This window comes from Aeromicrobium alkaliterrae (genome assembly GCF_039529015.1).
GTDB classification, from domain to species: domain Bacteria; phylum Actinomycetota; class Actinomycetes; order Propionibacteriales; family Nocardioidaceae; genus Aeromicrobium; species Aeromicrobium alkaliterrae.
This window is the reverse complement of record NZ_BAAAME010000004.1, coordinates 479,194-502,321: the sequence shown is the minus strand read 5'-3', so window position 1 is coordinate 502,321 and position 23,128 is coordinate 479,194. Positions and strand designations below refer to the sequence as shown.

Annotated in this window: 25 protein-coding genes and 1 riboswitch; of the genes, 17 read left to right on the top strand and 8 right to left on the bottom strand. The window is 71.5% G+C overall.

The annotated features are described in order from the left end of the window. Window positions 1–69 precede the first annotated feature (69 nt). Entirely contained in the window at window positions 70–660 is a 591-nt protein-coding gene (locus ABD127_RS10490) for a nucleoside/nucleotide kinase family protein (RefSeq protein WP_344200962.1), read from the bottom strand. A gap of 241 nt (window positions 661–901) precedes the next feature. Next, window positions 902–1,306, bottom strand: coding sequence for a DUF6314 family protein (locus ABD127_RS10485; protein ID WP_344200959.1), 405 nt, complete (start codon window positions 1,304–1,306; stop codon window positions 902–904). 55 nt (window positions 1,307–1,361) lie between these two features. Here ABD127_RS10485 and ABD127_RS10480 point away from each other — a divergent pair, with 55 nt between their 5' ends. Then, a complete protein-coding gene (locus tag ABD127_RS10480; protein ID WP_344200956.1) occupies window positions 1,362–2,516 on the top strand; it encodes a serine hydrolase domain-containing protein in 1,155 nt (384 codons plus the stop codon). A gap of 78 nt (window positions 2,517–2,594) precedes the next feature. Here the strand turns inward: ABD127_RS10480 and ABD127_RS10475 are convergent, their stop codons facing one another. Next, window positions 2,595–4,421 (bottom strand): phosphoenolpyruvate carboxykinase (GTP), encoded by a 1,827-nt coding sequence (locus tag ABD127_RS10475; protein WP_344200953.1) that lies wholly within the window; start codon window positions 4,419–4,421, stop codon window positions 2,595–2,597. A gap of 105 nt (window positions 4,422–4,526) precedes the next feature. Continuing rightward, window positions 4,527–5,324 (bottom strand): enoyl-CoA hydratase-related protein, encoded by a 798-nt coding sequence (locus ABD127_RS10470; protein WP_344200951.1) that lies wholly within the window; start codon window positions 5,322–5,324, stop codon window positions 4,527–4,529. Window positions 5,325–5,379: 55 nt separating this feature from the next. Between ABD127_RS10470 and ABD127_RS10465 the strand changes: the two genes are divergently transcribed. Genes ABD127_RS10465 through ABD127_RS10455 form a run of 3 tightly spaced genes read left to right on the top strand, consistent with a single transcriptional unit; the run spans window position 5,380 to window position 7,404 of the window. Further along, on the top strand, window positions 5,380–5,715 hold the full coding sequence (locus tag ABD127_RS10465) for a gamma-glutamylcyclotransferase family protein (protein WP_344200948.1): 336 nt from the start codon (window positions 5,380–5,382) through the stop codon (window positions 5,713–5,715). Window positions 5,716–5,746: 31 nt separating this feature from the next. Next, window positions 5,747–6,511 carry a dihydrofolate reductase family protein gene (locus ABD127_RS10460; RefSeq protein WP_344200945.1) on the top strand — a complete coding sequence of 255 codons (765 nt, stop codon included), beginning with the start codon at window positions 5,747–5,749 and terminating at the stop codon, window positions 6,509–6,511. After that, the gene (locus ABD127_RS10455; protein ID WP_344200942.1) at window positions 6,508–7,404 is read left to right on the top strand and encodes a dihydropteroate synthase; all 897 of its coding nucleotides are present in this window, start codon (window positions 6,508–6,510) and stop codon (window positions 7,402–7,404) included. The genes ABD127_RS10460 and ABD127_RS10455 overlap by 4 nt, the downstream gene beginning before the upstream one ends. A 4-nt stretch (window positions 7,405–7,408) precedes the next feature. Here ABD127_RS10455 and ABD127_RS10450 read toward each other — a convergent pair whose 3' ends face one another. Then, window positions 7,409–8,599 carry an AI-2E family transporter gene (locus tag ABD127_RS10450; RefSeq protein WP_344200940.1) on the bottom strand — a complete coding sequence of 397 codons (1,191 nt, stop codon included), beginning with the start codon at window positions 8,597–8,599 and terminating at the stop codon, window positions 7,409–7,411. A 9-nt stretch (window positions 8,600–8,608) separates the two neighbouring features. Beyond that, window positions 8,609–9,307 (bottom strand): uracil-DNA glycosylase, encoded by a 699-nt coding sequence (locus ABD127_RS10445; protein WP_344200937.1) that lies wholly within the window; start codon window positions 9,305–9,307, stop codon window positions 8,609–8,611. A 22-nt stretch (window positions 9,308–9,329) separates the two neighbouring features. On the opposite strand from ABD127_RS10445, the gene ABD127_RS10440 reads away from it, so the two are divergent. Further along, the gene (locus ABD127_RS10440; RefSeq protein ID WP_344200934.1) at window positions 9,330–10,556 is read left to right on the top strand and encodes an MFS transporter; all 1,227 of its coding nucleotides are present in this window, start codon (window positions 9,330–9,332) and stop codon (window positions 10,554–10,556) included. Window positions 10,557–10,665: 109 nt separating this feature from the next. On the opposite strand, the gene ABD127_RS10435 is transcribed toward ABD127_RS10440, so the two are convergent. Both ABD127_RS10435 and ABD127_RS10430 read right to left on the bottom strand, forming a co-directional pair. Continuing rightward, window positions 10,666–11,322 (bottom strand): GNAT family N-acetyltransferase, encoded by a 657-nt coding sequence (locus ABD127_RS10435; RefSeq protein ID WP_344200932.1) that lies wholly within the window; start codon window positions 11,320–11,322, stop codon window positions 10,666–10,668. A gap of 10 nt (window positions 11,323–11,332) precedes the next feature. Continuing rightward, window positions 11,333–12,778 (bottom strand): alpha,alpha-trehalose-phosphate synthase (UDP-forming), encoded by a 1,446-nt coding sequence (locus ABD127_RS10430; RefSeq protein ID WP_344200929.1) that lies wholly within the window; start codon window positions 12,776–12,778, stop codon window positions 11,333–11,335. A 101-nt stretch (window positions 12,779–12,879) separates the two neighbouring features. Here ABD127_RS10430 and ABD127_RS10425 point away from each other — a divergent pair, with 101 nt between their 5' ends. The 12 genes from ABD127_RS10425 to groL all read left to right on the top strand — a co-directional run bounded on the left by ABD127_RS10425 (window position 12,880) and on the right by groL (window position 23,111). Beyond that, the gene (locus tag ABD127_RS10425; protein WP_344200927.1) at window positions 12,880–13,176 is read left to right on the top strand and encodes a DUF3263 domain-containing protein; all 297 of its coding nucleotides are present in this window, start codon (window positions 12,880–12,882) and stop codon (window positions 13,174–13,176) included. Window positions 13,177–13,182: 6 nt separating this feature from the next. Beyond that, a complete protein-coding gene (locus ABD127_RS10420) occupies window positions 13,183–13,728 on the top strand; it encodes a LytR C-terminal domain-containing protein (protein ID WP_344200924.1) in 546 nt (181 codons plus the stop codon). Beyond that, complete coding sequence (otsB, locus tag ABD127_RS10415) at window positions 13,725–14,543, top strand: trehalose-phosphatase (RefSeq protein WP_344200921.1); 819 nt, start codon at window positions 13,725–13,727, stop codon at window positions 14,541–14,543. Before ABD127_RS10420 ends, otsB begins: the two co-directional genes overlap by 4 nt. 7 nt (window positions 14,544–14,550) lie before the next feature. After that, on the top strand, window positions 14,551–14,988 hold the full coding sequence (locus ABD127_RS10410) for a hypothetical protein (protein ID WP_344200918.1): 438 nt from the start codon (window positions 14,551–14,553) through the stop codon (window positions 14,986–14,988). Between the two features lie 67 nt (window positions 14,989–15,055). Further along, window positions 15,056–15,164: riboswitch (SAM riboswitch) on the top strand. Window positions 15,165–15,174: 10 nt separating this feature from the next. After that, window positions 15,175–16,449, top strand: a complete 1,275-nt coding sequence (thrC, locus tag ABD127_RS10405) for a threonine synthase (protein ID WP_344200916.1) — start codon at window positions 15,175–15,177, stop codon at window positions 16,447–16,449. Between the two features lie 25 nt (window positions 16,450–16,474). Then, entirely contained in the window at window positions 16,475–16,756 is a 282-nt protein-coding gene (locus tag ABD127_RS10400; RefSeq protein WP_344200913.1) for a ubiquitin-like small modifier protein 1, read from the top strand. Window positions 16,757–17,213: 457 nt separating this feature from the next. Then, entirely contained in the window at window positions 17,214–19,052 is a 1,839-nt protein-coding gene (locus ABD127_RS10395; RefSeq protein ID WP_344200911.1) for a hypothetical protein, read from the top strand. Between the two features lie 15 nt (window positions 19,053–19,067). After that, window positions 19,068–19,265, top strand: a complete 198-nt coding sequence (locus ABD127_RS10390) for a hypothetical protein (RefSeq protein WP_344200908.1) — start codon at window positions 19,068–19,070, stop codon at window positions 19,263–19,265. Beyond that, on the top strand, window positions 19,262–19,684 hold the full coding sequence (locus ABD127_RS10385; RefSeq protein ID WP_344200906.1) for a cupredoxin domain-containing protein: 423 nt from the start codon (window positions 19,262–19,264) through the stop codon (window positions 19,682–19,684). Before ABD127_RS10390 ends, ABD127_RS10385 begins: the two co-directional genes overlap by 4 nt. Further along, window positions 19,684–20,940, top strand: coding sequence for a hypothetical protein (locus ABD127_RS10380; protein ID WP_344200903.1), 1,257 nt, complete (start codon window positions 19,684–19,686; stop codon window positions 20,938–20,940). Before ABD127_RS10385 ends, ABD127_RS10380 begins: the two co-directional genes overlap by 1 nt. 9 nt (window positions 20,941–20,949) lie before the next feature. After that, window positions 20,950–21,279, top strand: coding sequence for a hypothetical protein (locus tag ABD127_RS10375; protein ID WP_344200900.1), 330 nt, complete (start codon window positions 20,950–20,952; stop codon window positions 21,277–21,279). A gap of 203 nt (window positions 21,280–21,482) precedes the next feature. After that, window positions 21,483–23,111, top strand: coding sequence for a chaperonin GroEL (gene groL / locus ABD127_RS10370; RefSeq protein WP_344200897.1), 1,629 nt, complete (start codon window positions 21,483–21,485; stop codon window positions 23,109–23,111). Window positions 23,112–23,128: the final 17 nt, after the last annotated feature.

Sequence of the window (23,128 nt, the reverse complement as noted above, 5' to 3'; positions counted from 1 at the left end):
TCGCGAGTGAGTTCCCGCCCTGCCGCGAGTGGATTCCCGCCCCGACGCAGCAGACTCCGACCAGCACTCTCAGGTGTGACGTCGATCAGGGGCGACGAGACGCGGGCGATCGAGAACGGTGTTGTCGAAGATCCACGTGCTCTGTTCGCGCGGTGCGGCCTCTGCCAGATAGAGACGCTGTCCACCCACGTATCGGTGGTTGACGTCTGCGTCCGGGTCGTCGTCGGTCGGGCCCGGGAACCGCGCATTGCCCCGAGGGATGCTGACGGAGAACGGGACATCGACCCAGACCGTGGCATCCCAGACGTCGGCCAGCTCGGGGCGTTGGAGAAAGATCCCGTCGACCACGACGATGGCGTCGGACGGCACGGTCACCGGCGGTGCGTCGAGAGGCTCGTCGCGCGCGACGTCCCACACGGCCGGTGTGATCGGCTGCCCGGATCGCACGGGCTCGACGACACATCGCCGGAACTCGTCGTAGCGGTAGGAACCCCGGTAGAAACCGTCCGGACCTGTGCCGGCAGCGACGCGTTCCGCCTTTGCGTGGTGGAACCCGTCGATGCTCACGGAGACCATCGGTCGGTGGTCACGGCCCGCGGCGCGGTTCAACTCGTGCGAGAGGCAGGTCTTGCCGGCTCCGTCGAACCCGTCGATCGCCACGAGGGCGCGCTGTCCGGCGACCACGCCCTGCAGGAGTCTCAGGAGCTCGGCGACCGTTCGATCCCGGTCCACTAGTGGGCCCATGTCCTCACGTTACCGAGGCCGACGCGTCAGCGGAGCAGGGCGGAAACTCACTCGCCGCGGGGCGGGAACTCACTCGCGACGGGGCGGGAATCCACTCGCCGCGGGGCGGGAACTCACTCGCCGTGGGGCGGGAATCCACTCGCGAGCGGTCGTTCGGTCAGCGGGTGAGGTGGGAGGTCATCGTGTAGTCCTTCGCGGGGCCGGTGACGTTCCAGACGACGGACCACGCGTCGGGGCCCTTCGGCTCGATCCGCCCCTCGTAGAGGTCCGCGCCGCACGGGTGCACGACGGGGGAGTCGGTGTCCCAGGGGTGGAAGTCGCGGCCGTCGTCGAACGTGACCCACCACCCGTCCTCCCGGAGCTCGACGAAGAGCGTGCGGGTGAACGGCGTCGAACCACCGTCCCACGTCATCGTGCCGGACTCGCTCCACCGCACCCGGCCGTCGTCGATCAGGCTCAGCTCGCTGGTGCCGGTGACGTGACGGACCGGTCCGAGGCGGTCGTCGACGCGGCGGGTGAGCTGCCAGGTGCCCACCAGGTCACGAGGGTCGTCGGCGTCCACCCGACGAGCCTGCTCGTCCCGGGCGGGCGGGTCAAGTCGCTGTCACCATGAGGACATGACCGACCTCCAGCACCGGGTGCGCGCCGCCCTCACGCAGCTGATCGACGACGGTGACCTCCCGGGGGCGACGTGGGCCCTCGTCCGGGGATTCGGTGACGAGCGGCAGGTGCACGTCGAGTCGGCGGGCGTCTACGCCGACGACACGATCTTCCGCATCGCCTCGGTGACCAAGCCGATCTTGGGCGTCCTGGCTGCTGCGCTGGTGGAGGACGGCGTGCTGAGCCTGACGGATCCTGTCGAGCGCTGGCTGCCCGAGCTCGCCGACCGCCAGGTCCTCACCTCCCCGGGCGCCGAGCTGGACGACGTCCTGCCGCCGCACCGTCCCTTGACCGTGGCCGACGTGCTCGAGATGGGCGCCGGGCTCGGCTGGAGCCCCGTGCTGGAGGGCACGCCGCTGCAGCAGGCGCAGGCCGACCGCCAGCTCGAGTCGACGTGGCTTCCTCCCGTCCTCGACCCGGACGCCTGGCTCGCCCAGCTCGCCGTCACGCCGATGGCCCACCAGCCGGGGGAGGGCTGGCTCTACCAGATGTCGTTCGACCTGCTCGCGATCGTGCTGGAGCGGGCGTCCGGCGCCCGGCTCGACGACCTCCTCCCGACCCGGCTGCTCCACCCGCTCGGGATGGGCGAGACGGGATGGCACGTCACCGTCGACCAGCTCCCGCGGGTGCCCGCCCAGTACTTCCCGGACTCCACGGGCGATCGCACGGAGGTCTCGCCGGCGGCCGACCCGGTGCTGCTCGAGCGGGCGACGTTCCGCTCCGGCGCGACGGGCCTGCACTCCACGGCGGCCGACCTGGCGGTGTTCGCAGCGATGCTGCTCGACGGCGGCGACGGGAGCGTCGGGCACGTCCTGTCGCCCGCGGGCCTGGCCCACCTGTCGGCCGACCGGGTCGGGCCGGCCGCGCGATCGATGATGGCAGCCGACCTCGGGCCCGGCCGCGGATGGGGCCATGGGGTCGGTGTCGACCTCACGGGGCGTTACCCGGGATCGCACGCCGGCCGCTTCGGCTGGGACGGCGGCACGGGGACGTCGTTGTGGGTCGATCCGGCAGCCGGCCTGGGCGCGGTGCTGCTGACCCAGCACGGCATGGGCGGGTCGTCCGGTGCCGACTACCTCGAGGCGTTCTGGTCGGCCGTGCACGCGAGCTGACGCCATCGAGCACGGCAACGCCGCAGGGGCGGACCCGAGAAACGGGCCCGCCCCTGCGGCGTGAAGCGTGGTGCGTGACTACTCGGCGGAGTCGAGGTCGGCGGCCACGCGACGGTGGGCCTCCCAGATCTCCTCCGGCAGGCCGTCGAACTGCGCGAGGTGCTTCTCGCGGTGGTCCATCTCCTGCTTCCAGCGGTCGACGTCGATCGTGAGGACCGTGTCGAGGTCGGCGAGCCCCTGCTCGTCGAGACCCTCGAGCAGCAGCTCCTCGCGCTTCGGGATCACGCCGACGGGCGTCTTGGTGCCCTCGACCTCGCCGTTCATGTACTGCATGAGCCACACGAGCGGACGCAGGTTCTCGCGGTAGCCGGGCCACAGGAAGCGGCCGTCGTCGCCGCGCTGGAACCAGTTGACGTGCGCGAAGATCGGCTTCTTCGTGGCGCGGCCGATAACCTCGAGCCAGTGCGCCGCGTAGTCGGCCTCGGCGTAGGACATGAACGGACGCATCGACATGGGGTCGTAGCGGAGCACGCCCTCCAGGCCGTCGGCCGCGAACGTGGCCTCGGCGCCCAGCGTCAGGCCGTCGTACACGCCCTCGGCGACGTCGTGGATCGCGCGCACCAGCGGCTCGCGGTCACGCGTGCGGCCACCGAAGATGATGCCGTGGATCTCGACACCGGCCGGGTCCTCGAAGTCCTTCGCGACGTTCGGGACGTTGGCGAGCGTCGTGGTGAACCGGCTGTTCGGGTGGGCCCACGGGGCGTCGACCTCCTCGCCCGTGCGGGCGGCGATCGCGTCGCCCTTCCAGTCCTCCCAGCCGTCGAGGTCGGTCGGCTTGGGGCCCTTGCCCTCCCACCAGACCTCCTGCAGCTTCGGGTTGTAGGCGACGTTGGTGAAGATCGCGCCGGTGCCGGGGACGATCGAGTCGACCGCGGTCGGGTTGGTCTTCTCGTTGGTGTCCTTGGCGACGCCGAAGACCCCGTTCTCGGGGTTCATGCCGTAGAGCTTGCCGTCGTCGCCGACCCACAGCCAGGCGATGTCGTCGCCGTAGAACTCGACGTAGTAGCGGTCGCCGAGCGCGTCGGGCGCCAGCGTCATGGCGAGGTTGGTCTTGCCCGAGGCCGACGGGAAGCCGCCACAGATGTGGTACTTCTTGCCGGTCTCCTTGTCGACGACACCGAGCAGCATGAACTGCTCGACGAGGAAGCCGTTCTTCCAGCCGTCGTAGGCGCCCTGGCGCAGGCCGTGGGCGATCTTGCCCAGGAGCGCGTTGCCGCCGTACGACGAGCCGTAGTGCAGGATCGTGCGCTCGTCGGCGACGGTCACGAAGTAGCGCTGGTCGTCGGGGGTGCCCTGGCCGAGGTTCGGCAGGTCGCCGGTGACGTGGACCGCGCGGACGAAGGAGTCGCCCAGGTCGTTGATGTGGTCGACACCGACGCGGGCCATGCGGATCATCTGCATGACGACGTTGCGGTTGTCGGTCAGCTCGACGCCGGCGGCGAACTTCTCCAGCGGGGAGCCGGGAGGCGCCATCAGGTAGGGGATGACGTACATCGTCTTGCCGGCCGACGAGCCGGTCATGAGGCCGACGAGCTTGTCCTTCATCTCGGCCGCGGGACGCCAGTTGTTGTAGACGCCCTTGTCGTTCTCGTCGCTCGTGGCGACGATCGTGCGCTCCTCGGCGCGAGCGGTGTCCTTGAAGTAGCTCCGCGAGTAGTAGCGGCCCTCGCCGACCGGGAGGAGCTCTCCGGCCTCGACTGCCTCGGCGACGAGGCGGTCGTCGTCACTGGCGTTCACGACCTCAAGTCGCTCGGCCCCGGTGACCTCGAACCAGTGCTTCACGTACTCGCGCACGTGAGTGTTGGTGAGTCCGGCAGCGTCCAGGGTTGCGTCGACGTCGGTCATCGCCCGTGGGTTCCTCTCGGTTGAACAGGGCACCTCCGCGGGCACCTTGCAGGGCATCGTGCCATATCCCGGCGACACCTGGCCCGGCAGCATCGAGGGGGGTGGTCAGCGGTCGCTGAAGTTCGCCGCACGCTTCTCGCGGAAGGCGGCGGTGCCCTCGGCGAAGTCGGCCGCGACGAGAAGTCCCGCCTGGCCGTCCAGCTCGACGTGGAAGGCGTGGTCGAGGCTGCCGAGGGTGACGTCGTTGACGGCGCTCTTGGTGAGGGCGTAGGCGGCGGCCGGGCCGGCGGCGAGGCGGCTCAGCACGTCGTGGACCTGGGCGTCGAACTCGTCGGCGCGGAAGACCGAGGTGATCAGCCCGAGGCCGGCCGCCTCGCCCGCGGGGATCCGCTCGGCGAGGAGGGCCATCCGCATCGCGGTCGCGCGCCCGACCGAGGCCGCCACGAGGGCGGTGGCGCCGCCGTCGGGCATCAGGCCGATCTTGGTGAAGGCGAGCATGAAGAAGGCCTGGTCGCTCGCGAGGGTGATGTCGGCGGCCAGGGCGATCGGGACGCCGATGCCGGCGCACGGCCCCTGGACGGCGGCGACGACCGGGAGCGGTGAGGTCGTGACGGCCCGCACGAGGCGCTCGCCGGCCTCGATCGTGCTGGTGCCGGGCGGGCCGTCGTCGCCGTCGCCGCCGATGTCGGCGCCCGAGCAGAACCCACGGCCCTCGGCGCGGATCGCGATGACGCGGGCGCCGGTCGACGGTGCCTCGCGGACGACGTCGGCGAGGTCGTCGAGCATGTCGGCGCTGACGGCGTTGAGGGAGGAGCCGCGGCGCAGCCACAGCGTCAGGACGTCGTGGTCGAGGCTCGAGCCGACGGCGTCGCCGGTACGGGTGCCAGGAGTCAGGTCGGACATGCGGCGACCTTAGCGCAGTCAGCGGTGACCGTACCTGGTGCCCGATACTTCCTCCGTGACCCACCTCCTCTTCTCGTACGGCACGCTGCAGCTCCCGGCCGTGCAGGCGGACGTCTTCGGCGGTCCGGTGCTGAGCGAGCCCGACGCGGTGATCGGGCACGTGCTGGGGGAGGTGCGCATCGAGGACCCCCGCGTCGTCGAGCTCAGCGGCAGCGACGTGCACCCGATGCTGCTGCCGAGCCCCGACACGGGCGCGACGGTCGAGGGCATCGTGCTGCACCTCGACGACGCGCAGCTCGCGGCGGCCGACGCGTACGAGGTCGACGCGTACGAGCGCGTCGAGGTCCCCCTGCACTCGGGGCGCACGGCCTGGGTCTACGCGCTGGCCTGAGCAGGTCGGACCCAGCCCCTAGGCTGGCGGCATGACGGCCTCCGACGCTGACGCGACCCCTTTGCGCGAGATCTGGGGGGCCGAGCCGACGGGTCGCTCCGTCGACCAGGCGGCGCTCACCGGGCTGTACGCGTGGCCCGAGGGCCCGTGGGTGCGGGCGATGATGGCCACGACGCTCGACGGTGCCGCTGCCGGCGCCGACGGGGTCAGCGGCTCGGTGTCGTCGGACGCCGACCGCCTGGTGTTCCTCGAGGTGCGCCGTCGCGCCGATGCCGTTCTCGTCGGTGCCGGAACCATTCGTGCCGAGCAGTACACGCCGATGGTCGCCAAGGACGCCGATCGCGACGCTCGGCAGGCCGCGGGCCAGCTGCCCGCGCCGGTGCTGGCCGTCGTCAGCCGGTCCCTCGACCTCCCGTGGGAGCTGCCGGTGTGGAGCGAGTCGACCCATCGCCCCCTCGTCCTGACCGACGGCTCGGCCTCGCCCGAGCGCCAGGCCGCCGCCGAGGGCCGCGTCGAGGTCGTGAATCTTCCCGACCTCGAACCCCGGCGCATCGTCCAGGCGCTCGTCGACCGCGGCCTGCCGCACGTCGTCTGCGAGGGCGGGCCCCGCCTGCTGCGCGACCTCCTGGCCGCTGGGGTCGTGGACGAGGCCGACATCACGGTGTCCCCGATGTTCGTCGGAACGGATGCCTCGCCGTCCACGCCGGTGCTGCCCGAGGCCGTGCGGGCCGAGCTGGCCGGCGTGCTCGTGGGCGACGACTTCCTGATGACCCGCTACCGGATCGTGGCGCCGTGAGCCTGCTCGCGCGTCTCGCGCGCCTGGCCGAGCAGCACGCCGACGACCTCGGCCACGAGGTCCGCCCCCTGCAGATCGGGGCGCGTCAGATCGACACCGACCGCGAGCCGGTCCTGATGGGGGTCGTCAACCTCTCCCGCGACTCCGCCTACCGCGAGAGCATCGCGGTCAGCGCCGAGTCGGCCCTGCGGAAGGCACGGGTCCAGGTGGCCCAGGGCGCGCACGTCGTCGACCTCGGCGCCGAGTCCAGCCGCCCGTCGGCCTCGGGCGTCGACCCGGAGGTCCAGCTGCGCTCGCTGCGCCCCGTCGTCGAGGCGGTGGTCGCCGACGGCATCGCCGTGTCGGTCGAGTGCTACGACACCGGCGTCGCCCGAGCCGGGCTCGAGTCGGGCGCCTCGGTCCTGAACCTCACGGGGTCCGGCGACGACGACACGATGTTCTCCCTGGCCGCCGAGCACGGCGCCAGCCTCGTCCTGTGCCACATCCAGGGCACCCACGCGCGCGACCTCGACGGCACCGACGTCGCGGACGACCCGTTCGACGCGATGCTCGACGCGTTCGGCCGCCGGCTCGAGCGCGCCACCGAGCTGGGGGTGCCGAGCCTCGCGATCGATCCCGGCATCGGGTTCGGCTTCCGCATGCACGACCCGGCGTCGCGGGCCCGCTACCAGGCCACGACGCTGGTCAACTCGTTCCGGCTCCGCCGCCTCGGCGTGCCGATCTGTCACGCCCTGCCGCACGCGTTCGACGTGTTCGAGGACCAGTTCCGCACCGCGGAGGGCTTCTTCGCCGTCCTGGCGCACCTGGGTGGCACCGGCGTCTACCGCACGCACGAGGTCGCGCACGTCCGCGCCGTGCTAGAGGCCGTCTCGCTCGTCGACCTCGAGGGCTGAGCGCTCAGGCGTCGCCGGTGCGGGCCACGGCCTCGTCGACGTCGTCGGGGTGCTCGTGCTGGTGCGGCAGCGCCGCGGTCGAGTCCTCCGGAGGCGCGGCGATGTCGACGTTGTCGTCGATCTGCTCGTTGAGGTAGCGCAGCACCGTGGCGACCGTGGCGACCGTCGGCACCGCGAGGAAGGCGCCCGTGATGCCGAACAGCGAGCCACCGGCCAGGACCGACAGCAGCACCACCGCGGCGTGCAGGTTCATGGTCTTGCCCTGGAGCCACGGCGACAGCACGTTGCCCTCGAGCTGCTGCACCGCGAACACGATCAGCAGCACGATCAGCGCGTCCTTGGGCGAGTTCGTCACCAGCGTGACCAGCACCGCGAGCGCGCCGGACACGAAGGCGCCCACGATCGGGATGAAGCCGCCGAAGAACGTCACGACCGCGAGCGGCACCCACAGCGGGACGCCCACGATCGCCAGGCCCGCACCGATGATGACCGCGTCGATGAACGACACGAGGGTCTGGGTGCGGATGAACCCGCCGAGGGTCTCCCAGGAGCGGCCCAGCACCTCGACCGCGTGGGTGCCGGCGCGGCGACCGGCGAGCGAGCCGATCCACGGCAGGAACCGGTGGCCGTCCTTGATGAACAGGAACGTGAGGATGAGGGTCACGACGATGTTGAGCACGACGTTGGTCGCGACGCCGATGGTCGAGAAGACGCCCGCGCTGATGGTCGAGGCGCTCGAGCGGATCTGCTCCTGGACGGCCGAGATGGCGTTCGTGATCTGCCCGTCGGTGACCTCGAACGGGCCGTCACGGAGCCAGTCGCGCACCTCGGTCAGTCCGCCGACCGCCTTGTCCGCGATGTCGGGCGCCTGGCCCGCGACCTGCGGGGCCAGGATCGCGATGATCGTGCTGATCAAGCCGATGAAGGCGATCATGACGCCGGCGGCGGCAAGGCCGTCCGGGATCTTGTGGCGACGCAGCCACGTGACCGGGGGAGCCAGCACCGTGGCCAGCACGAGGGCGAGCGCGACGGGGAACCAGATCATCCAGGTGCGGCCGACGACCCAGCCGATCACGAAGAGGGCCGCGGCGATCAGCACGGCGCGCAGCGCCCACTTCTGGAGGACCGCGAATCCGCGGTCGATCACGACAGCCCGGTCCCGGACGGGGCGTTCTGACGCGGATCGCTCGCTCATGCCTGCAGCCTAGTTGGGAGGGGCCGAGGCTCCCGGGCCGAGGCTCCAGTCGATCGGGGCGGCACCCTGGGCCTCGAGCAGCTCGTTGGTGCGGCTGAACGGGCGCGAGCCGAAGAACCCCCGCGACGCCGACAGCGGGCTGGGGTGTGGCGACGCGATCTGGGGCACGTCGCCCAGCAGCGGTGCGAGGCTCTGCGCGTCGCGGCCCCACAGGATCGCCACGAGCGGGCCGCCCCGGTCGACCAGGGCCCGGATCGCCTGCTCCGTGACGCGCTCCCAGCCCTTGCCGCGGTGGCTCCCGGGGTTGCCGGGGCGCACCGTCAGCACGCGGTTGAGCAGCAGGACGCCCTGGTCGGCCCACGGCGTCAGGTCGCCGTGCGGTGCCGGATCGAGGCCGAGGTCGGTGCTCAGCTCGGCGTAGATGTTCGTCAGGCTGCGCGGGAGCGGCCGGACGTCGGGCGCCACCGCGAAGCTCAGACCGATCGGGTGGCCGGGTGTCGGGTAGGGGTCCTGGCCCGTGATGAGCACGCGGACGTCGGCGAGAGGGCGGGAGAAGGCGCGCAGGACGTGCTCGCCGTCGGGCAGGTAGCGGCGGCCCTTGGCGATCTCCTCGCGCAGGTACGCCCCCATCGCGGCGACGTCGTCCGCCACGGGTGCGAGGGCCTCGGCCCAGTCGGGGGCGACGACGTCGGCGAGGGGGCGGGGCACCTCGGCAGCGTAGCCTCGGTCCGTGAGTGCTCTGCAGTCCTACCGGTTGCTCGTCCACACCGTGGGACCGCTCTACGTCGTGGTCGCCTTCCTCGGCCGGGTGCCGCTCGCGATGAGCCAGATGGGGACGCTCCTGCTCGTCAGCGACGCGACGGGCAGCTATGCCGTCGCGGGTGGCGCGGCGGGCGCCCTGGCGGTCGCGAACGCGCTGGGCGCGCCGGTGTTCGGCGGGCTGGCCGACCGCATCGGCCAGCGTCCGGTGGTGCTGGGGCAGTCGGTCGCCGGCGGGCTGGGCCTCGTCCTGCTCGTGGCGGTGACGCACGGCGGCGGGTCGGCGCCCGTCGTGATCGCGATGTCGGCGCTCGCCGGCCTCGCGATTCCGCAGATCGGTCCGCTGGCGCGCGTGCGCTGGGGGCCGGTGCTGACGAGGTCGGCAGCGCCCGACCGTCGTCGCCTGCTCGACGCGGCCTTCTCGTACGAGGGCGCGGCCGACGAGCTGTCGTTCGTGCTCGGCCCGGCCACCGTGGGCCTGCTCGCCGTGCTGGTCGACCCGGCGGAGGCGCTCCTGCTGGCGGGCGCGGTGCTGGCGCTGTTCGGCTCGGCCTTCGCGCTGCACCCGACCGCTGCCCTGACGCGACCCGAGCCGGGTGCGCCGCGGGCGACGGGCCGTCTGCTCACCGGGGTGCTCGTGACGCTCGCGATCGCCCAGCTGCTGATCGGCATGCTGTTCGGCGCCACGCAGACCGGTTCCACGGTGCTGGCGACGGCCGAGGGTCAGGCGGGGCTCGCGGGCGTCATCCACGCGACGCTGGGCATCGGCAGCGCGATCGCGGGGCTCGCGGTCGCGGCGCTGCCCGAGCGCATCGGCTACCCGCGCCGGCTGGTCGTGGCGGCGACGGGACTCGTCGTGTTGTCGACGCCGTTGCTGTTCGTGCAGACCGTCGGCCAGCTCGTCGCGGTCATCGCGCTCCTGGGTTTCGCGGTCGCGCCGTACATGATCAGCACGTTCACGATGGCGGGTCAGCTCGTCGACCCGGCCCGGGTCGGCACGGCGATGACGTTGCTGGCCGGAGCGACGGGCGTCGGCTACGCGCTGGGCTCCTCGATCGCGGGGCGCCTCGCGGACGGTGTGGCGGGGCTGGCCCCGGAGGGCGGCCACACCCCGGCCTTCGCTGTCACGGTGACGGCCACGGTCCTGGCCCTCGCCGTCGCCCTGACCCTCCAGCACCGCACCCGCCCCACCCCCTGAACGATCGCTCGCGAGTGAGTTCCGGCCCCGCGGCGAGTGAGTTTCCGCCCCACGAGGAGTGGATTCCCGCCCCTGGGCGGTCCTGGTCGGATCGCGGAGGGGCGGAAACTCACTCGCGGAGGGGCGGAAACTCACTCGCGGAGGGGCGGGAATCCACTCGCGGAGGGGCGGGAATCCACTCGCGAGGGGTGAGGAGGGCCTGGCGGGCGGCGGGCCACTCGGTGTCGAGCATCGCGTAGGTGACGGTGTCGCGCCACGAGCCGTCGGGGCGGCGCTTGTGCTTGCGCAGGACACCCTCGCGGGTCGCACCGAGGCGCTCGATCGCGGCCTGGGAGCGCTCGTTGCGGAGGTCGGTGTGCCACACGACCCGCACGCAGCCCAGGTCGTCGAACGCCCGCGACATCATCAGCAGCTTGGCGTCACGGTTCAGTCCCGTGCGCCAGAAGCGCTGCCCGATCCACGTCCAGCCGATCGCGACGCTGCGCTGCACGGGGTCGATGTCGTAGAACGACGTGCACCCGGCGATCTCGCCCGTGGCGGTCAGGGTCTGTGTCCAGGTCAGCTGGACGGGCTCGCGACCGAGGATCTCGCCGACGAGGGCGCGCATCTGCCCGGCGTCGGCCGGCCGACGCACCGGGAGCCAGCGGAACACCTCGTCGGAGTCGGCCGCGGCCAGCAGGCCGTCGGCGTGCTCGGGCAGCAACGGCACGAGCGTGGCCCGGTCGCCGCGCAGGGCGGGCCGCTCGTGCCAGTGGTCAGTGCTCATCCGACCGGGGTCACTGCTCGCGGGACGGCCGCGTGCGCTTGGTGTGCGTCGCGGGGGCGAGCTCGGACAGGAAGTCGTTGGCCCACTGGTCGATGTCGTTCTCCATGACCTGCTTGCGCAGCGCCTTCATCCGGCGAGCCTGCTCCTTCGGCCCGGCCTTGATCGCGTCGAGCATCGCCTGCTTCATCCCGTTGATGTCGTACGGGTTGACCAGGTACGCCTGCTTGAGCTCGCCGGCGGCACCGGCGAACTCGCTGAGCACGAGCGAGCCGCGGTCGTCGTAGCGGCACGCGACGTACTCCTTGGCGACGAGGTTCATGCCGTCGCGCAGGGGCGTGACGACCATGACGTCGGCCGCCCGGTAGAGCGCCGCCATCTCCTCGCGCGGGTACGAGGCGTGCAGGTAGGTGATGGGCGGCTGGCCGATGCGGCCGACGTCGCCGTTGAGGCGGCCGACGAGGCGGTCGATCTCGTCGCGCAGCATCCGGTACTGGTCGACGCGCTCGCGCGACGGCGTGGCGACCTGCACGAAGACCGCGTCGTCCGGATGCACCGCGCCCTCGGTGATGAGCTCGCCGAACGCGCGGATGCGCTGGCGCAGGCCCTTGGTGTAGTCGAGGCGGTCGATGCCGAGCACGATCGTGCGCGGATTGCCGAGGCTCTCGCGGATCTCGGCGGCGCGGGCGACGACGGCGGGGTCGCGGGCCATCTCCTCGAATCCGGCGGCGTCGATCGAGATCGGGTAGGCGTTCGCCCGCACGACCCGGCCGTCGGGCAGGTAGACCGCGTCGCGATGCGTCTTGTGGCCCACGCGCTGGCGGACCAGGCGGATGAAGTTGCCCGCAGCCCCGTTGAGCTGGAAGCCGACGAGGTCGGCACCCAGGAGGCCCTCGAGGATCTCGCGACGCCACGGCAGCTGCTGGAACAGCTCGGTGGGCGGGAAGGGGATGTGCAGGAAGAAGCCGATCCGCACGTCGGGGCGGAGCTCGCGCAGCATCGCCGGGACGAGCTGCAGCTGGTAGTCCTGCACCCACACGATCGCGCCCTCGGCGGCGACCTTGGCGGCGCGCTCGGCGAAGCGTCGGTTGACCGTGACGTAGGCGTCCCACCACTCGCGGTGGAAGGCGGGCGGCGCGATGACGTCGTGGTACAGCGGCCAGAGGGTGCCGTTGGAGAAGCCCTCGTAGTACTCGACGACCTCGGACTCCGAGAGGTGGACGGGGACCAGCTTGAGGCCCTGGTGGGTGAACGGCCGCAGCTTCTCGTCCGGTGCGCCGTGCCACCCGATCCAGGCGCCACCCTTGCGCCGCATGACCGGCTCGAGCGCCGTGACCAGGCCGCCGGGCGACGTGCGCCAGGTCGTGCTGCCGTCCGGGGCGACCACGCGGTCGACCGGCAGACGGTTGGCGATCACGACGAACTCCGCGCTGCCGAACTTCCCGCTGCTGTCCGCCATGACCGCAGCCTATCCAGACGGGGGCACACCTGCCCGCGATCGCGCTGCGCGTCGCGGCAGGAACGAATGACATCGCTGTCATTCGCGGCTACCATGGCCGCATGAGCGCTGCGCCCCGATCCCAGGAGACCCCCGGCACGCCGGCCGGTGCCCTCAGTGATCGCGAACGCGAGATCCTCGATCTCGAGCGCACGTGGTGGCAGTACGCGGGCGCCAAGGAGCAGGCGATCCGCGAGAAGTTCGACATGTCGGCCACGCGGTACTACCAGGTGCTCAACGCCCTGCTGGACCGCGAGGACGCCCTCGCCTTCGACCCGCTCCTCGTCAAGCGCCTGCGGCGTCTGCGGGCCGATCGTGCGCGTTCGCGCACTGCGCGACGGCTCGGCATCGACGTCTGAGTCGCCGTGGATCATCGCCGCACGGTCGCGCGTCGGGCGTTCGTCCCGCCGGTGTGGCTGATCATGGTCGCCCTCGTCGCGATCGTGGCGGGCACCGCCACGATCGGCTGGTTCGCGTGGGACTCCACGCGCGACGACGACACGACGGCCGAGCCCTCGGCCTCGGCGACCGCGACGACCGACCCCGCCCCGTCGGCCACGACGCCTGCGCCCGAGCCCGAGCCCACGACCGAGGCACCCCCGCCCCCGGCACCTACCGAGCCCGTGGTCGACCGCGGCCCCGGTGTCTCGATCCTCAACGGCACCGGCATCGACGGCCTGGCGTCCGAGGCGTCCGCCTTCCTCGGTGACGCGGGCTGGTCCGACCGGCGCACGGGCGACACCCGCGGCTCCTACCCGGAGAACACCGTCTACTACCCGTCGCAGTTCGAGGCGCAGGCCCAGACGCTGGCCCAGGACCTCGGAATCACGCGTGTCCGGCCCCGGGTCGACGGCATCCGCGACGACCGGCTGACCGTGGTGCTGGTCAGTCGTCCATCATCGTTGTCGTGACTTCTTCCGACGCCGTCCGCCAGCTCGTCTCCGCGGACCCCTCCGGCGTGCTGCTCGCGCTCGACTTCGACGGCACGCTGGCGCCGATCGTCGACGACCCGACCGCCGCGGCGGTGCACCCGCGCTCGCTCGCGGCGCTCGACCGCCTCGGCTCGCGCCTGGGAGGCATCGCGATCATCACGGGCCGGCCGGTGGCCCAGGTGCTGGAGCTCGGCAGCTTCGCGTCGCGCCCCGGTCTGCAGGCGTTGCAGGTGCGAGGGCAGTACGGGGCCGAGCGCTGGTCCGCCGCGACCGGGATCGTCGAGGGTGCCGAGCGGTTCGACGTCGTCGACCGCCTCGTCGCCGACCTCCCGGACCTCCTGACGGCGTGGGGCGCGCCCGGCGCGCTGGTCGAGGACAAGGGCCTGGGGGTCGCCGTCCACACGCGCGGGCTCGCGCCGGGCGCCGCCGAGAGCATCATCGATCCGCTGCGGGAGCTGGCCCGGTCGCTCGACCTGACCTTCGAGCCGGGCCGGCAGGTCGTCGAGCTCCGTGCGGCCTCGATCACCAAGGCCGACGCGATGCACGACGTCGTCGGCGGGCTCGCGGTGCACACCGTGGTCTTCGCGGGCGACGACCTCGGCGACCTGCCCGCCTACGACGCGCTCGACGACCTCGCGAGCCGCGGCGTCTCGACGCTCAAGGTCTTCTCGGCGTCGACCGAGCAGGACGCCTTGGTCGCCCGCGCCGACCTCGTGCTCGACGGGCCGGACGGGGTGGCCGACTGGCTCACCGACCTGGCCGACCTGGTCGACCCGGTCGACGCGGCCGTCTGACCTCGCGATGCTGCCGCACACGCCCTGGACGCGCGTGCGGGCGGTCGTGAACTGGCTCAACCTCTCGACCCTGCTCGGCCTGGCGGTCGCGCGCCTCGGCGGAGCGCGCGTGGAGCGTCGAGGGCGCGGGACGTGGGTGGCCGGCGGCTACCGCTGGGGCTTCCCGCAGGCCGGGGCCTTCACGATCGGCAGCGTCATCCTGAGCACCCGCGACCTGGACGCGCTGCGGTCCCGGTCGGCCCTGCTGCGTCACGAGGACCGGCACTGCACGCAGTACGCGTGGTGCCTCGGCCCGGTGATGCTGCTGCCGTACCTGCTGGGCGTCGCGACGTCGTGGGTCGTGGCGGGGGACCACGCGTCGTACAACCCGTTCGAGCGCCTCGCGGGCCTGCGCGACGGGGGCTATTCGGAGCCACGGACCCGGCGTGCGCGCCGTCGCGGCTGACGCTCGCAGCATCGTCCAACATCCGGACCGATTGGACACATCGCGAGACACGTTCGTAGGCTTGACCCACTCATCATGAGGGGTGGAGGGACACGGCCCGCTGAAGCCCCAGCAACCAGTCGGTTTTCGACCAGGTGCTCCGTCCGGCCCGGCCTCAGAGCCGGGGAAGATGAACGAGGAGGCTCTGTGACCACCACCACCGCTCCCACCACCCCCGGCACGACGCTGCGCGAGGGCGCCTTCGGGCCGGCCGTCTCGCTGATCTGTCGCGAGTGCGGCACGACCCGCGAGCTGGGCCCGCACTACGCCTGTCACGAGTGTTTCGGGCCGCTGGAGATCGGCTACGAGTTCGGCTCCGTCACCCGTGAGCAGATCGAGGCCGGTCCGGCCAACATCTGGCGCTACAAGGCGCTGCTCCCGGTGCCCGACGACATCGAGTCCAGCCCGAACCTCGAGCCCGGCTTCACGCGGCTCCTCGAAGCACGCAACCTGGCCACCGAGCTCGGCATCACGAAGCTCTGGGTCAAGGACGACAGCACCAACCCCACCAACTCCTTCAAGGACCGCGTCGTCGCCTGCGCCCTGAGCGCCGCCCGCGAGTTCGGCAGCAAGGTCTTCGCGTGCCCCTCGACGGGCAACCTCGCCAACGCGGTCGCCGCGGCGGGTGCCCGCGCGGGCATCCGCACCGTCGTGTTCATCCCGAGCAACCTCGAGACGCCCAAGCAGGTCAACTCGGCGGTCTTCACCGAGAACCTCGTGGCGGTCGACGGCAACTACGACGACGTCAACAAGCTCGCCAGCGAGATCGCGGGCGAGGAGGACGGCTGGGCCTTCGTCAACGTCAACGTCCGCCCCTTCTACGCCGAGGGCTCCAAGACCCTGGGCTACGAGATCGCCGAGCAGCTCGGCTGGCGCCTGCCCGACCAGATCGTCATCCCGGTCGCGTCCGGCTCGCAGCTGACCAAGGTGCACAAGGCGTTCCAGGAGCTCATCGCGCTGGGCCTGGTCGAGGACAAGCCGTACAAGGTGTTCGGCGCGCAGGCCGAGGGCTGCAACCCCGTCGCCACGGCGTTCGCCGAGGGCCACGACGCGATCCGCCCGGTCAAGCCCGACACGATCGCCAAGTCGCTCGCGATCGGCAACCCCGCCGACGGCATCTACGTCCTCGACATCGCCCGCCAGACCGGCGGTGCGGTCGAGCAGGTCAGCGACGACGAGATCCGCGACGCGATCGTGCTGCTCGCCCGCACCGAGGGCATCTTCACCGAGACCGCCGGCGGCACGACCCTGGCGGTGCTGAAGAAGCTCGTCGCGACGGGTCAGCTCGACCCCGAGCGCGAGACGGTGTTCATCAACACCGGCCACGGCCTCAAGACCCTCGACGCCGTGTCGGGCTCGGTCGGTCCGGCCGCCACGATCGCCCCGACCTACGACGCCTTCGTCGCCGCCAACCTCGCCTGAGCCGTCCCTTTCTCTAGGAGCACCCGTGACTGTTTCCGTCCGCATCCCCACGATCCTGCGCTCGTACACCGGCGACTCCTCGCAGGTCACCGCCGAGGGCGCGACCCTCGCCGAGGTCCTCGACTCGCTGGAGCAGGCGCACCCCGGCATCAAGGCGCGCGTCGTCGACGAGGACGGCAAGCTGCGCCGCTTCGTCAACATCTACGTGGCCGAGGAGGACGTGCGCTTCGCGCAGGGCCTCGACACCACGACCCCCGACGGCACGCAGATCTCCATCATCCCGGCCGTCGCGGGCGGATCTCGCTGAGCGGAGAGCCAGGGGCCGGGCGTAGCCCGGCCGTCGCGGGCGGATCTCGCTGAGCGGCTCCGCTGGTTGAGGTGCGAGTGCCCGCTAGGGCGCGAGCCTCGAAACCATCCCGCACCTGATTGCCTCGTGTGCTCGGCGACAAGCGGCATGGACCGGACGCGGTCGGCTTGGGTTCGAGGTCACCTGCGGGGGACCGGGGATGATGCATTCGGGCACTCCCGGCTGCCGCAACGCATCATCTCCGTGACCCGTCGGTCCGGGAATGATGCTTTTCGGCACCCTGGGCAGCCCGAACGCATCATCTCCGGTCCTGGCCCCGACCAGTCCGGTCGAATCGGTTGCGCGTGACGGGGGTCACGGCCACGATGAACGCAGGTGTCACAGCGTGTGACAGATCGCATGACCGGAGTGTTACGTGACAGTTGCCATGGCACATCCAGGAAGCCATACTCTCGGTATGTCCTTCCGTGCTGAAGAAGTCGCTCCCGTCGGAGGAGCCGCGCTCGACCAGGTCATCTTCCTGACGATCGGGGCGGGGATCGTCACGGCGATCCTGCTCGCGATCGCCTGGGGCCACCGCACCCACCGCATCCAGTGGTTCCAGCGCCTCGGCGACGGGCTGCAGGCGCGCACGGGCGAGCCGGGCTGGTCGTCGATCCCGGCGCTGTTCGTGGCGAGCTCGCTCGTCGTCGCGCTGCTGGGCTTCCTGTGGGACGTCAGCCTGCACGCGGGCCGCGGACGCGACGAAGGACCGCTCGCCAACCCGGCGCACTACCTGATCCTCTACGGGCTCTTCGCCCTGTTCATCGCCGGCATGAGCGCGATCGTCTACCCGCGCGACGGCCAGAAGCCCGGCATCGCGTCGGTGCGCATCACCCGCAAGTGGTACGCGCCCGTCGCCGGCATCTACATCGCCGCGTGCGGCCTGTACGCCCTCATCGGCTTCCCGCTCGACGACGTCTGGCACCGCCTGTTCGGCCAGGACGTGACCCTCTGGGGCCCCACGCACCTGATGCTGATCGGCGGCGCGGGCCTGTCCACCGCCGGCATCATCCTGCTGCACCGCGAGGCCGAGTTCTCCGACGAGTGGAAGGGCCGTGGCGACAACCACGCCGCCAACGTCATGCACAAGGCGACGCTCGCGATGGCCTTCGGCGGCCTCCTGATCGGCCTGTCGGTCTTCCAGGCCGAGTTCGACTTCGGCATCGCCCAGTTCCGCATGGTCTTCGCGCCGATGATGATCGCCGCGGCCGCCGCGCTGACCCTCGTCGCCGCCCGCCTCTACGCCGGCCCCGGTGCCGCCCTGTTCGCCGCGTTCTTCTTCGTGATCGTCCGCGGAGTCGTGGCGTTCATCGTCGGCGACGTGTTCGGCCAGGCCAGCCACGTCTTCCCGCTCTACCTCGGCAGCGCGCTCCTGATCGAGCTGCTGGCGCTGAGCAAGCTCAAGGACCGGCCGCTGCTGTTCGGTGCCGTCGGCGGCCTGCTGATCGGCACGGTCGGCACGGTCGTCGAGAAGCTCTGGAACGACGCCGTCTTCCAGTTCCCCTGGACCAGCGACATGTGGCTCGAGGGCCTGCTCATGGCGGTCCCCGTCGCGATCGGCGCGGGTCTGTGCGGCGCGCTGTTCCACCTGGGCCTGAACGGCCGCCTCCCGGCGAACCGCTGGGTCGGCCGCACGATCGTGACGCTCTCGATCCTGGTCACCGGCGGCGCGGTCGCCAACGGCCTGGCCGCGACCGTCCCCGACGAGGCCCAGGCGACGTTCCAGATCACCGAGACCGGCACGCGCGACAACCCCGAGATCCTGTTCGACGTCACGGTCACCGAGGGCCTGATCGACGACGACCCGACCTGGGTCCAGGTCACGGCCTGGCAGGGCGGCGGCGCCGGCGTCGTGACCCAGCAGCTCGAGCGCACGGGTCCGAACTCCTGGACCACGACCGAGCCGGTCCCGATCGGCGGCAACTGGAAGACGCTGCTGCGCGTCCAGGACGGCCGCATGCTCACCGCCGTGCCGATCTTCCTGCCCGCCGACCCGGCGATCGACGCCGAGGAGGTCCCGGCCTCGGCCGAGGTCACGCGTGACTTCGTGCCCGAGATCGAGATCCTGCAGCGCGAGCGCGACCTCGACACCACGCCGATCCTGTGGAGCATTGCCAACGCGGTGGTCCTGATCTGCAGCCTCGCGATCCTGGCCGGCATCTGCGCCTCCGTGGCGCGGGTCTCCGGTGCCATCGCGAAGGAGGGCGAGCGTCGGCGCGCGGACGACGCGGTCGGCGCCGGCCCCAAGCCCTGATCGGCGACCCGTCCCGTGCAGGAGTACCTGGCGGCCGGACCGCCCCTGCTCCTGACGCTGTCGGTGGTGCTCGGGGCGGTCACGGTCTCGGCGGTCCTGGTGCACGTCGTGCGCCAGGACCGGCGGACCGAGCAGTGGGAGCGCGAAGTGCTCGAGCGGGCGCTCGAGCCCGACGAGGACGACACGACGAAGGACGACGAGGAGAGATCGTGACCGCGAAGCGACGTCTGGCACTGACGACCGCAGCCCTGGCCCTGACCCTCACGGCCGCCTGCGGCGGGGGTGACGAGCCCGAGAGCACGCCGTCCCCGCAGACCACGTCCACGCCGAGCGCGACGGGGGACGCGACGCCGGAGCCCGCCGAGGGCGTCCGGGTCGAGGTCACGATCACGGCCGACGGCACCACGCCGACCGGCGATCGCGTCGACGTCGGCGTGGGTGAGCCCGTGACGCTCGTCGTCACGAGCGAGATCACCGACGAGGTCCACGTGCACTCCGACCCGGAGGTCTCGATCGACGTGACCCCGGGCCAGACCGTCGAGCGCACCTTCACGATCGACCGTCCGGGCCAGGTCGCGGTGGAGTCGCACGAGACCGGGGCGACGATCCTGCAGCTCGTGGTGCAGTCCTGATGCTTCCGGCGATCCAGCTGCCCGCCCACGGTGTGGGTGGGGCGACCGACCTGCCGATCCCGTACGCGTACGCCGTCGTCGGCGCCGCATGGGCGCTGGCGATCTCGTTCGCGGTGCTCGCCTTCGCGTGGAAGGAGCCCCGGCTCCAGCGCCCGGAGCCCGACGTCGCCGAGCCGCCGCGGCGTCCGTGGCTCGCGTTCGTCGGCCTCCTGCTCACCGCCTGGTTCCTCGGCACCCTGTTCCTGGGCCCCGACGACGCGGGCAACCCCGGGCTGGCCTCGATCTACATCCTGGTGTGGGTCGGGCTCGTGCCGCTGGCGCTGCTGGCGGGCCACGTCTGGAAGGACCTGTCGCCCTGGCGGTCGATCCAGTGGCTGGTCGGCCGCATCACGAAGCGGCCTGACGGGTTCGTGACGTATCCCGAGCGCTGGGGCTACTGGCCCGCCGCGATCGGGCTGTTCGGCTTCGTCTGGCTCGAGCTCGTCTCGCCCGGCGCGGGCGACGTCGCGACGGTCCGCACGTGGGTCGCCGCCTACGTCGTGCTGACGATCGTCGGTGGCGTCGTCCTCGGCCCGCGCTGGTACGACCGGGGCGACCCGTTCGACGTCTACAGCTCCTTCGTCGCGCGGTTGGCCCCGCTCGTCGAGCGCCGGCGCTTCTCGCCGCACAACCCGCTGGTGTCGCTGCCACACCTGCCGATCCGTGGCGGGCTCGTCGTCGTCATCGCGGTGCTGCTCGGATCGACGGCGTTCGACAGCTTCTCGGCCTCGTCGGTGTGGCAGCGCACGAACCCGTCGACGCTCGCCTCGACCGGCATGCTCGTGCTGTTCTGCGCCGTCGTGGCGACCGCGTTCTGGCTCGCCTCGCGCGCCACCGGCGGCGTCTCCCGCGAGGAGCGGCGTGCCCTGCCGGGCGAGACCGCGCACACCCTGGTGCCGATCGTCGTGGGCTACATGTTCGCCCACTACCTGTCGTACCTGCTCGAGGGCGGGCAGCGCGCCGTCATCGGCCTGCTGCAGCAGATCGGGCTCGGCGACGACCTGACGGTCTCGTACTTCCTCAGCGAGCACCCCGACGTGCTGGCGATCTACAAGGTCATGTTCGTGGTGGCGGGCCACGTGGTGGCGGTCGTCGCCGCCCACGACATCGCGCTCACGGTGCTGCCGAAGGCGCACCGCCTGACGGGTCAGCTCGCGATGCTCGTGCTGATGGTGGCCTACACGTTCGGCGGGATCTACCTGCTGTTCTCGGTCTAGGCTGACGAGGTGGACCCCGTCGTCGCCCCGGGTCACGAGATCTGGGCTCATCCCGTCGCCGTGCTCGCGATCCCGGCCTTCGTGCCGGTCGTCGTCGTGATCGTCACGGTGCTCTGGGTCGCGCGGCGCGACCGGCTGGCCGAGGCCCGCGAGCTGAGCGAGGCGGCCGACACGGAGGGCACCGACGCCGAGGTCGAGACCGACGCCGAGGGCACGGACCCCGACGCGCCGTCGTCCGACCTGCCGGACGTGCCGCGGCGCCGCTGGCGCGACCGGATGCCGTCGGTCGTGATCGTCGACGAGCGCGGCGACGACCACGAGCTCAAGCCTCGGGAGTAGGGCACCACCTCTTTGCACTCGCCTGGGGCGAGTGCTAACTTCGACACTGGCACTCGTAGGCTGAGAGTGCCAGAAACCCATCGGTCGGACCGGTGAGGTCGAGTGCGGCAGGGGAGCAGGGTTCCCCGGCACGTCTCGGCCGTCCGTCGCGGGCACCCCCGACCGATCCCCAATCCACGCAACTGACGCGGAGAGACAGCACCATGGCCAAGTCCATTGCATTCAACGAGGAAGCCCGGCGCGGCCTCGAGCGCGGTATGAACCAGCTCGCCGACGCCGTCAAGGTCACGCTCGGCCCGAAGGGTCGCAACGTCGTCCTGGAGAAGAAGTGGGGCGCCCCCACGATCACCAACGACGGCGTGTCCATCGCCAAGGAGATCGAGCTCGAGGATCCCTACGAGAAGATCGGCGCCGAGCTCGTCAAGGAGGTCGCCAAGAAGACCGACGACGTCGCGGGCGACGGCACCACCACCGCCACCGTCCTGGCCCAGGCGCTCGTGCGCGAGGGTCTGCGCAACGTCGCCGCCGGCGCCAACCCGATGGGCCTGAAGAAGGGCATCGAGGCCGCCGTGGCCGCCGTCAGCGAGCAGCTGCTCGCGATGGCCGTCGACGTCGAGACCAAGGAGCAGATCGCCTCCACCGCCTCGATCTCCGCCGCTGACACCACGGTCGGCGACATCATCGCCGAGGCGATGGACAAGGTCGGCAAGGAGGGCGTCATCACGGTCGAGGAGTCGAACACGTTCGGTCTCGACCTGGAGCTCACCGAGGGCATGCGCTTCGACAAGGGTCACCTGTCGGGCTACTTCGTCACCGACCCCGAGCGCATGGAGACGGTCCTCGAGGACCCGTACATCCTGATCGTCAACAGCAAGATCAGCTCGATCAAGGATCTCGTGCCGGTCCTCGAGAAGGTCATGCAGTCGGGCAAGCCGCTCGTCATCCTGGCCGAGGACGTCGAGGGCGAGGCCCTCGCGACGCTGATCGTCAACAAGATGCGCGGCACCTTCAAGTCGGTCGCCGTCAAGGCTCCCGGCTTCGGCGACCGCCGCAAGGCGATGCTGACCGACATCGCGATCCTCACCGGTGGCGAGGTCATCAGCGAGGAGGTCGGCCTGAAGCTCGAGAACGCCGACATCACGCTGCTGGGCACCGCTCGCAAGGTCGTCACGACCAAGGACGAGACCACGATCGTCGAGGGCGGCGGTGACGAGGCCCAGATCGCCGGGCGCGTCAGCCAGATCCGTGCCGAGATCGAGAACAGCGACTCCGACTACGACCGCGAGAAGCTCCAGGAGCGTCTCGCGAAGCTGGCCGGCGGCGTGGCCGTCATCAAGGTCGGCGCGGCCACGGAGGTCGAGCTCAAGGAGCGCAAGCACCGCATCGAGGACGCCGTGCGCAACGCCAAGGCGGCCGTCGAGGAGGGCATCGTCGCCGGTGGTGGCGTGGCGCTCGTCCAGGCCACCAAGCTCGCGTTCGAGAAGCTCGAGCTCGAGGGTGACGAGGCCACGGGCGCGAACATCGTCCGCTCGGCTGCGTCCGCCCCGCTCAAGCAGATCGCGGTCAACGCCGGTCTCGAGGGTGGCGTCGTGGCGGAGAAGGTCACCAACCTGGAGCCGGGCTGGGGCCTGAACGCTGCCACGGGCGAGTACGTCGACCTCCTGGCCGCGGGCATCATCGACCCGGCCAAGGTCACGCGCTCCGCGCTGCAGAACGCTGCGTCCATCGCGGCGCTGTTCCTGACGACCGAGGCCGTCGTCGCGGACAAGCCCGAGCCGGCCGCTGCCGGTGGCGCGCCCGACATGGGCGACATGGGCGGCATGGGCTTCTGAGTCCCACGCAGCACTGA

What these genes read in the sequence shown, in the direction of transcription:
- ABD127_RS10395 (WP_344200911.1), top strand. Translation starts at nt 17,214, where the DNA reads ATGTCCTTCCGTGCTGAAGAAGTCGCTCCCGTCGGAGGAGCCGCGCTC.
- ABD127_RS10460 (WP_344200945.1), top strand. Translation starts at nt 5,747, where the DNA reads ATGACGGCCTCCGACGCTGACGCGACCCCTTTGCGCGAGATCTGGGGG.
- ABD127_RS10435 (WP_344200932.1), bottom strand. Translation starts at nt 11,322, where the DNA reads ATGAGCACTGACCACTGGCACGAGCGGCCCGCCCTGCGCGGCGACCGG.
- ABD127_RS10410 (WP_344200918.1), top strand. Translation starts at nt 14,551, where the DNA reads ATGCTGCCGCACACGCCCTGGACGCGCGTGCGGGCGGTCGTGAACTGG.
- ABD127_RS10475 (WP_344200953.1), bottom strand. Translation starts at nt 4,421, where the DNA reads ATGACCGACGTCGACGCAACCCTGGACGCTGCCGGACTCACCAACACT.
- ABD127_RS10450 (WP_344200940.1), bottom strand. Translation starts at nt 8,599, where the DNA reads ATGAGCGAGCGATCCGCGTCAGAACGCCCCGTCCGGGACCGGGCTGTC.
- ABD127_RS10430 (WP_344200929.1), bottom strand. Translation starts at nt 12,778, where the DNA reads ATGGCGGACAGCAGCGGGAAGTTCGGCAGCGCGGAGTTCGTCGTGATC.
- ABD127_RS10470 (WP_344200951.1), bottom strand. Translation starts at nt 5,324, where the DNA reads ATGTCCGACCTGACTCCTGGCACCCGTACCGGCGACGCCGTCGGCTCG.
- ABD127_RS10480 (WP_344200956.1), top strand. Translation starts at nt 1,362, where the DNA reads ATGACCGACCTCCAGCACCGGGTGCGCGCCGCCCTCACGCAGCTGATC.
- groL (WP_344200897.1), top strand. Translation starts at nt 21,483, where the DNA reads ATGGCCAAGTCCATTGCATTCAACGAGGAAGCCCGGCGCGGCCTCGAG.
- ABD127_RS10380 (WP_344200903.1), top strand. Translation starts at nt 19,684, where the DNA reads ATGCTTCCGGCGATCCAGCTGCCCGCCCACGGTGTGGGTGGGGCGACC.
- ABD127_RS10425 (WP_344200927.1), top strand. Translation starts at nt 12,880, where the DNA reads ATGAGCGCTGCGCCCCGATCCCAGGAGACCCCCGGCACGCCGGCCGGT.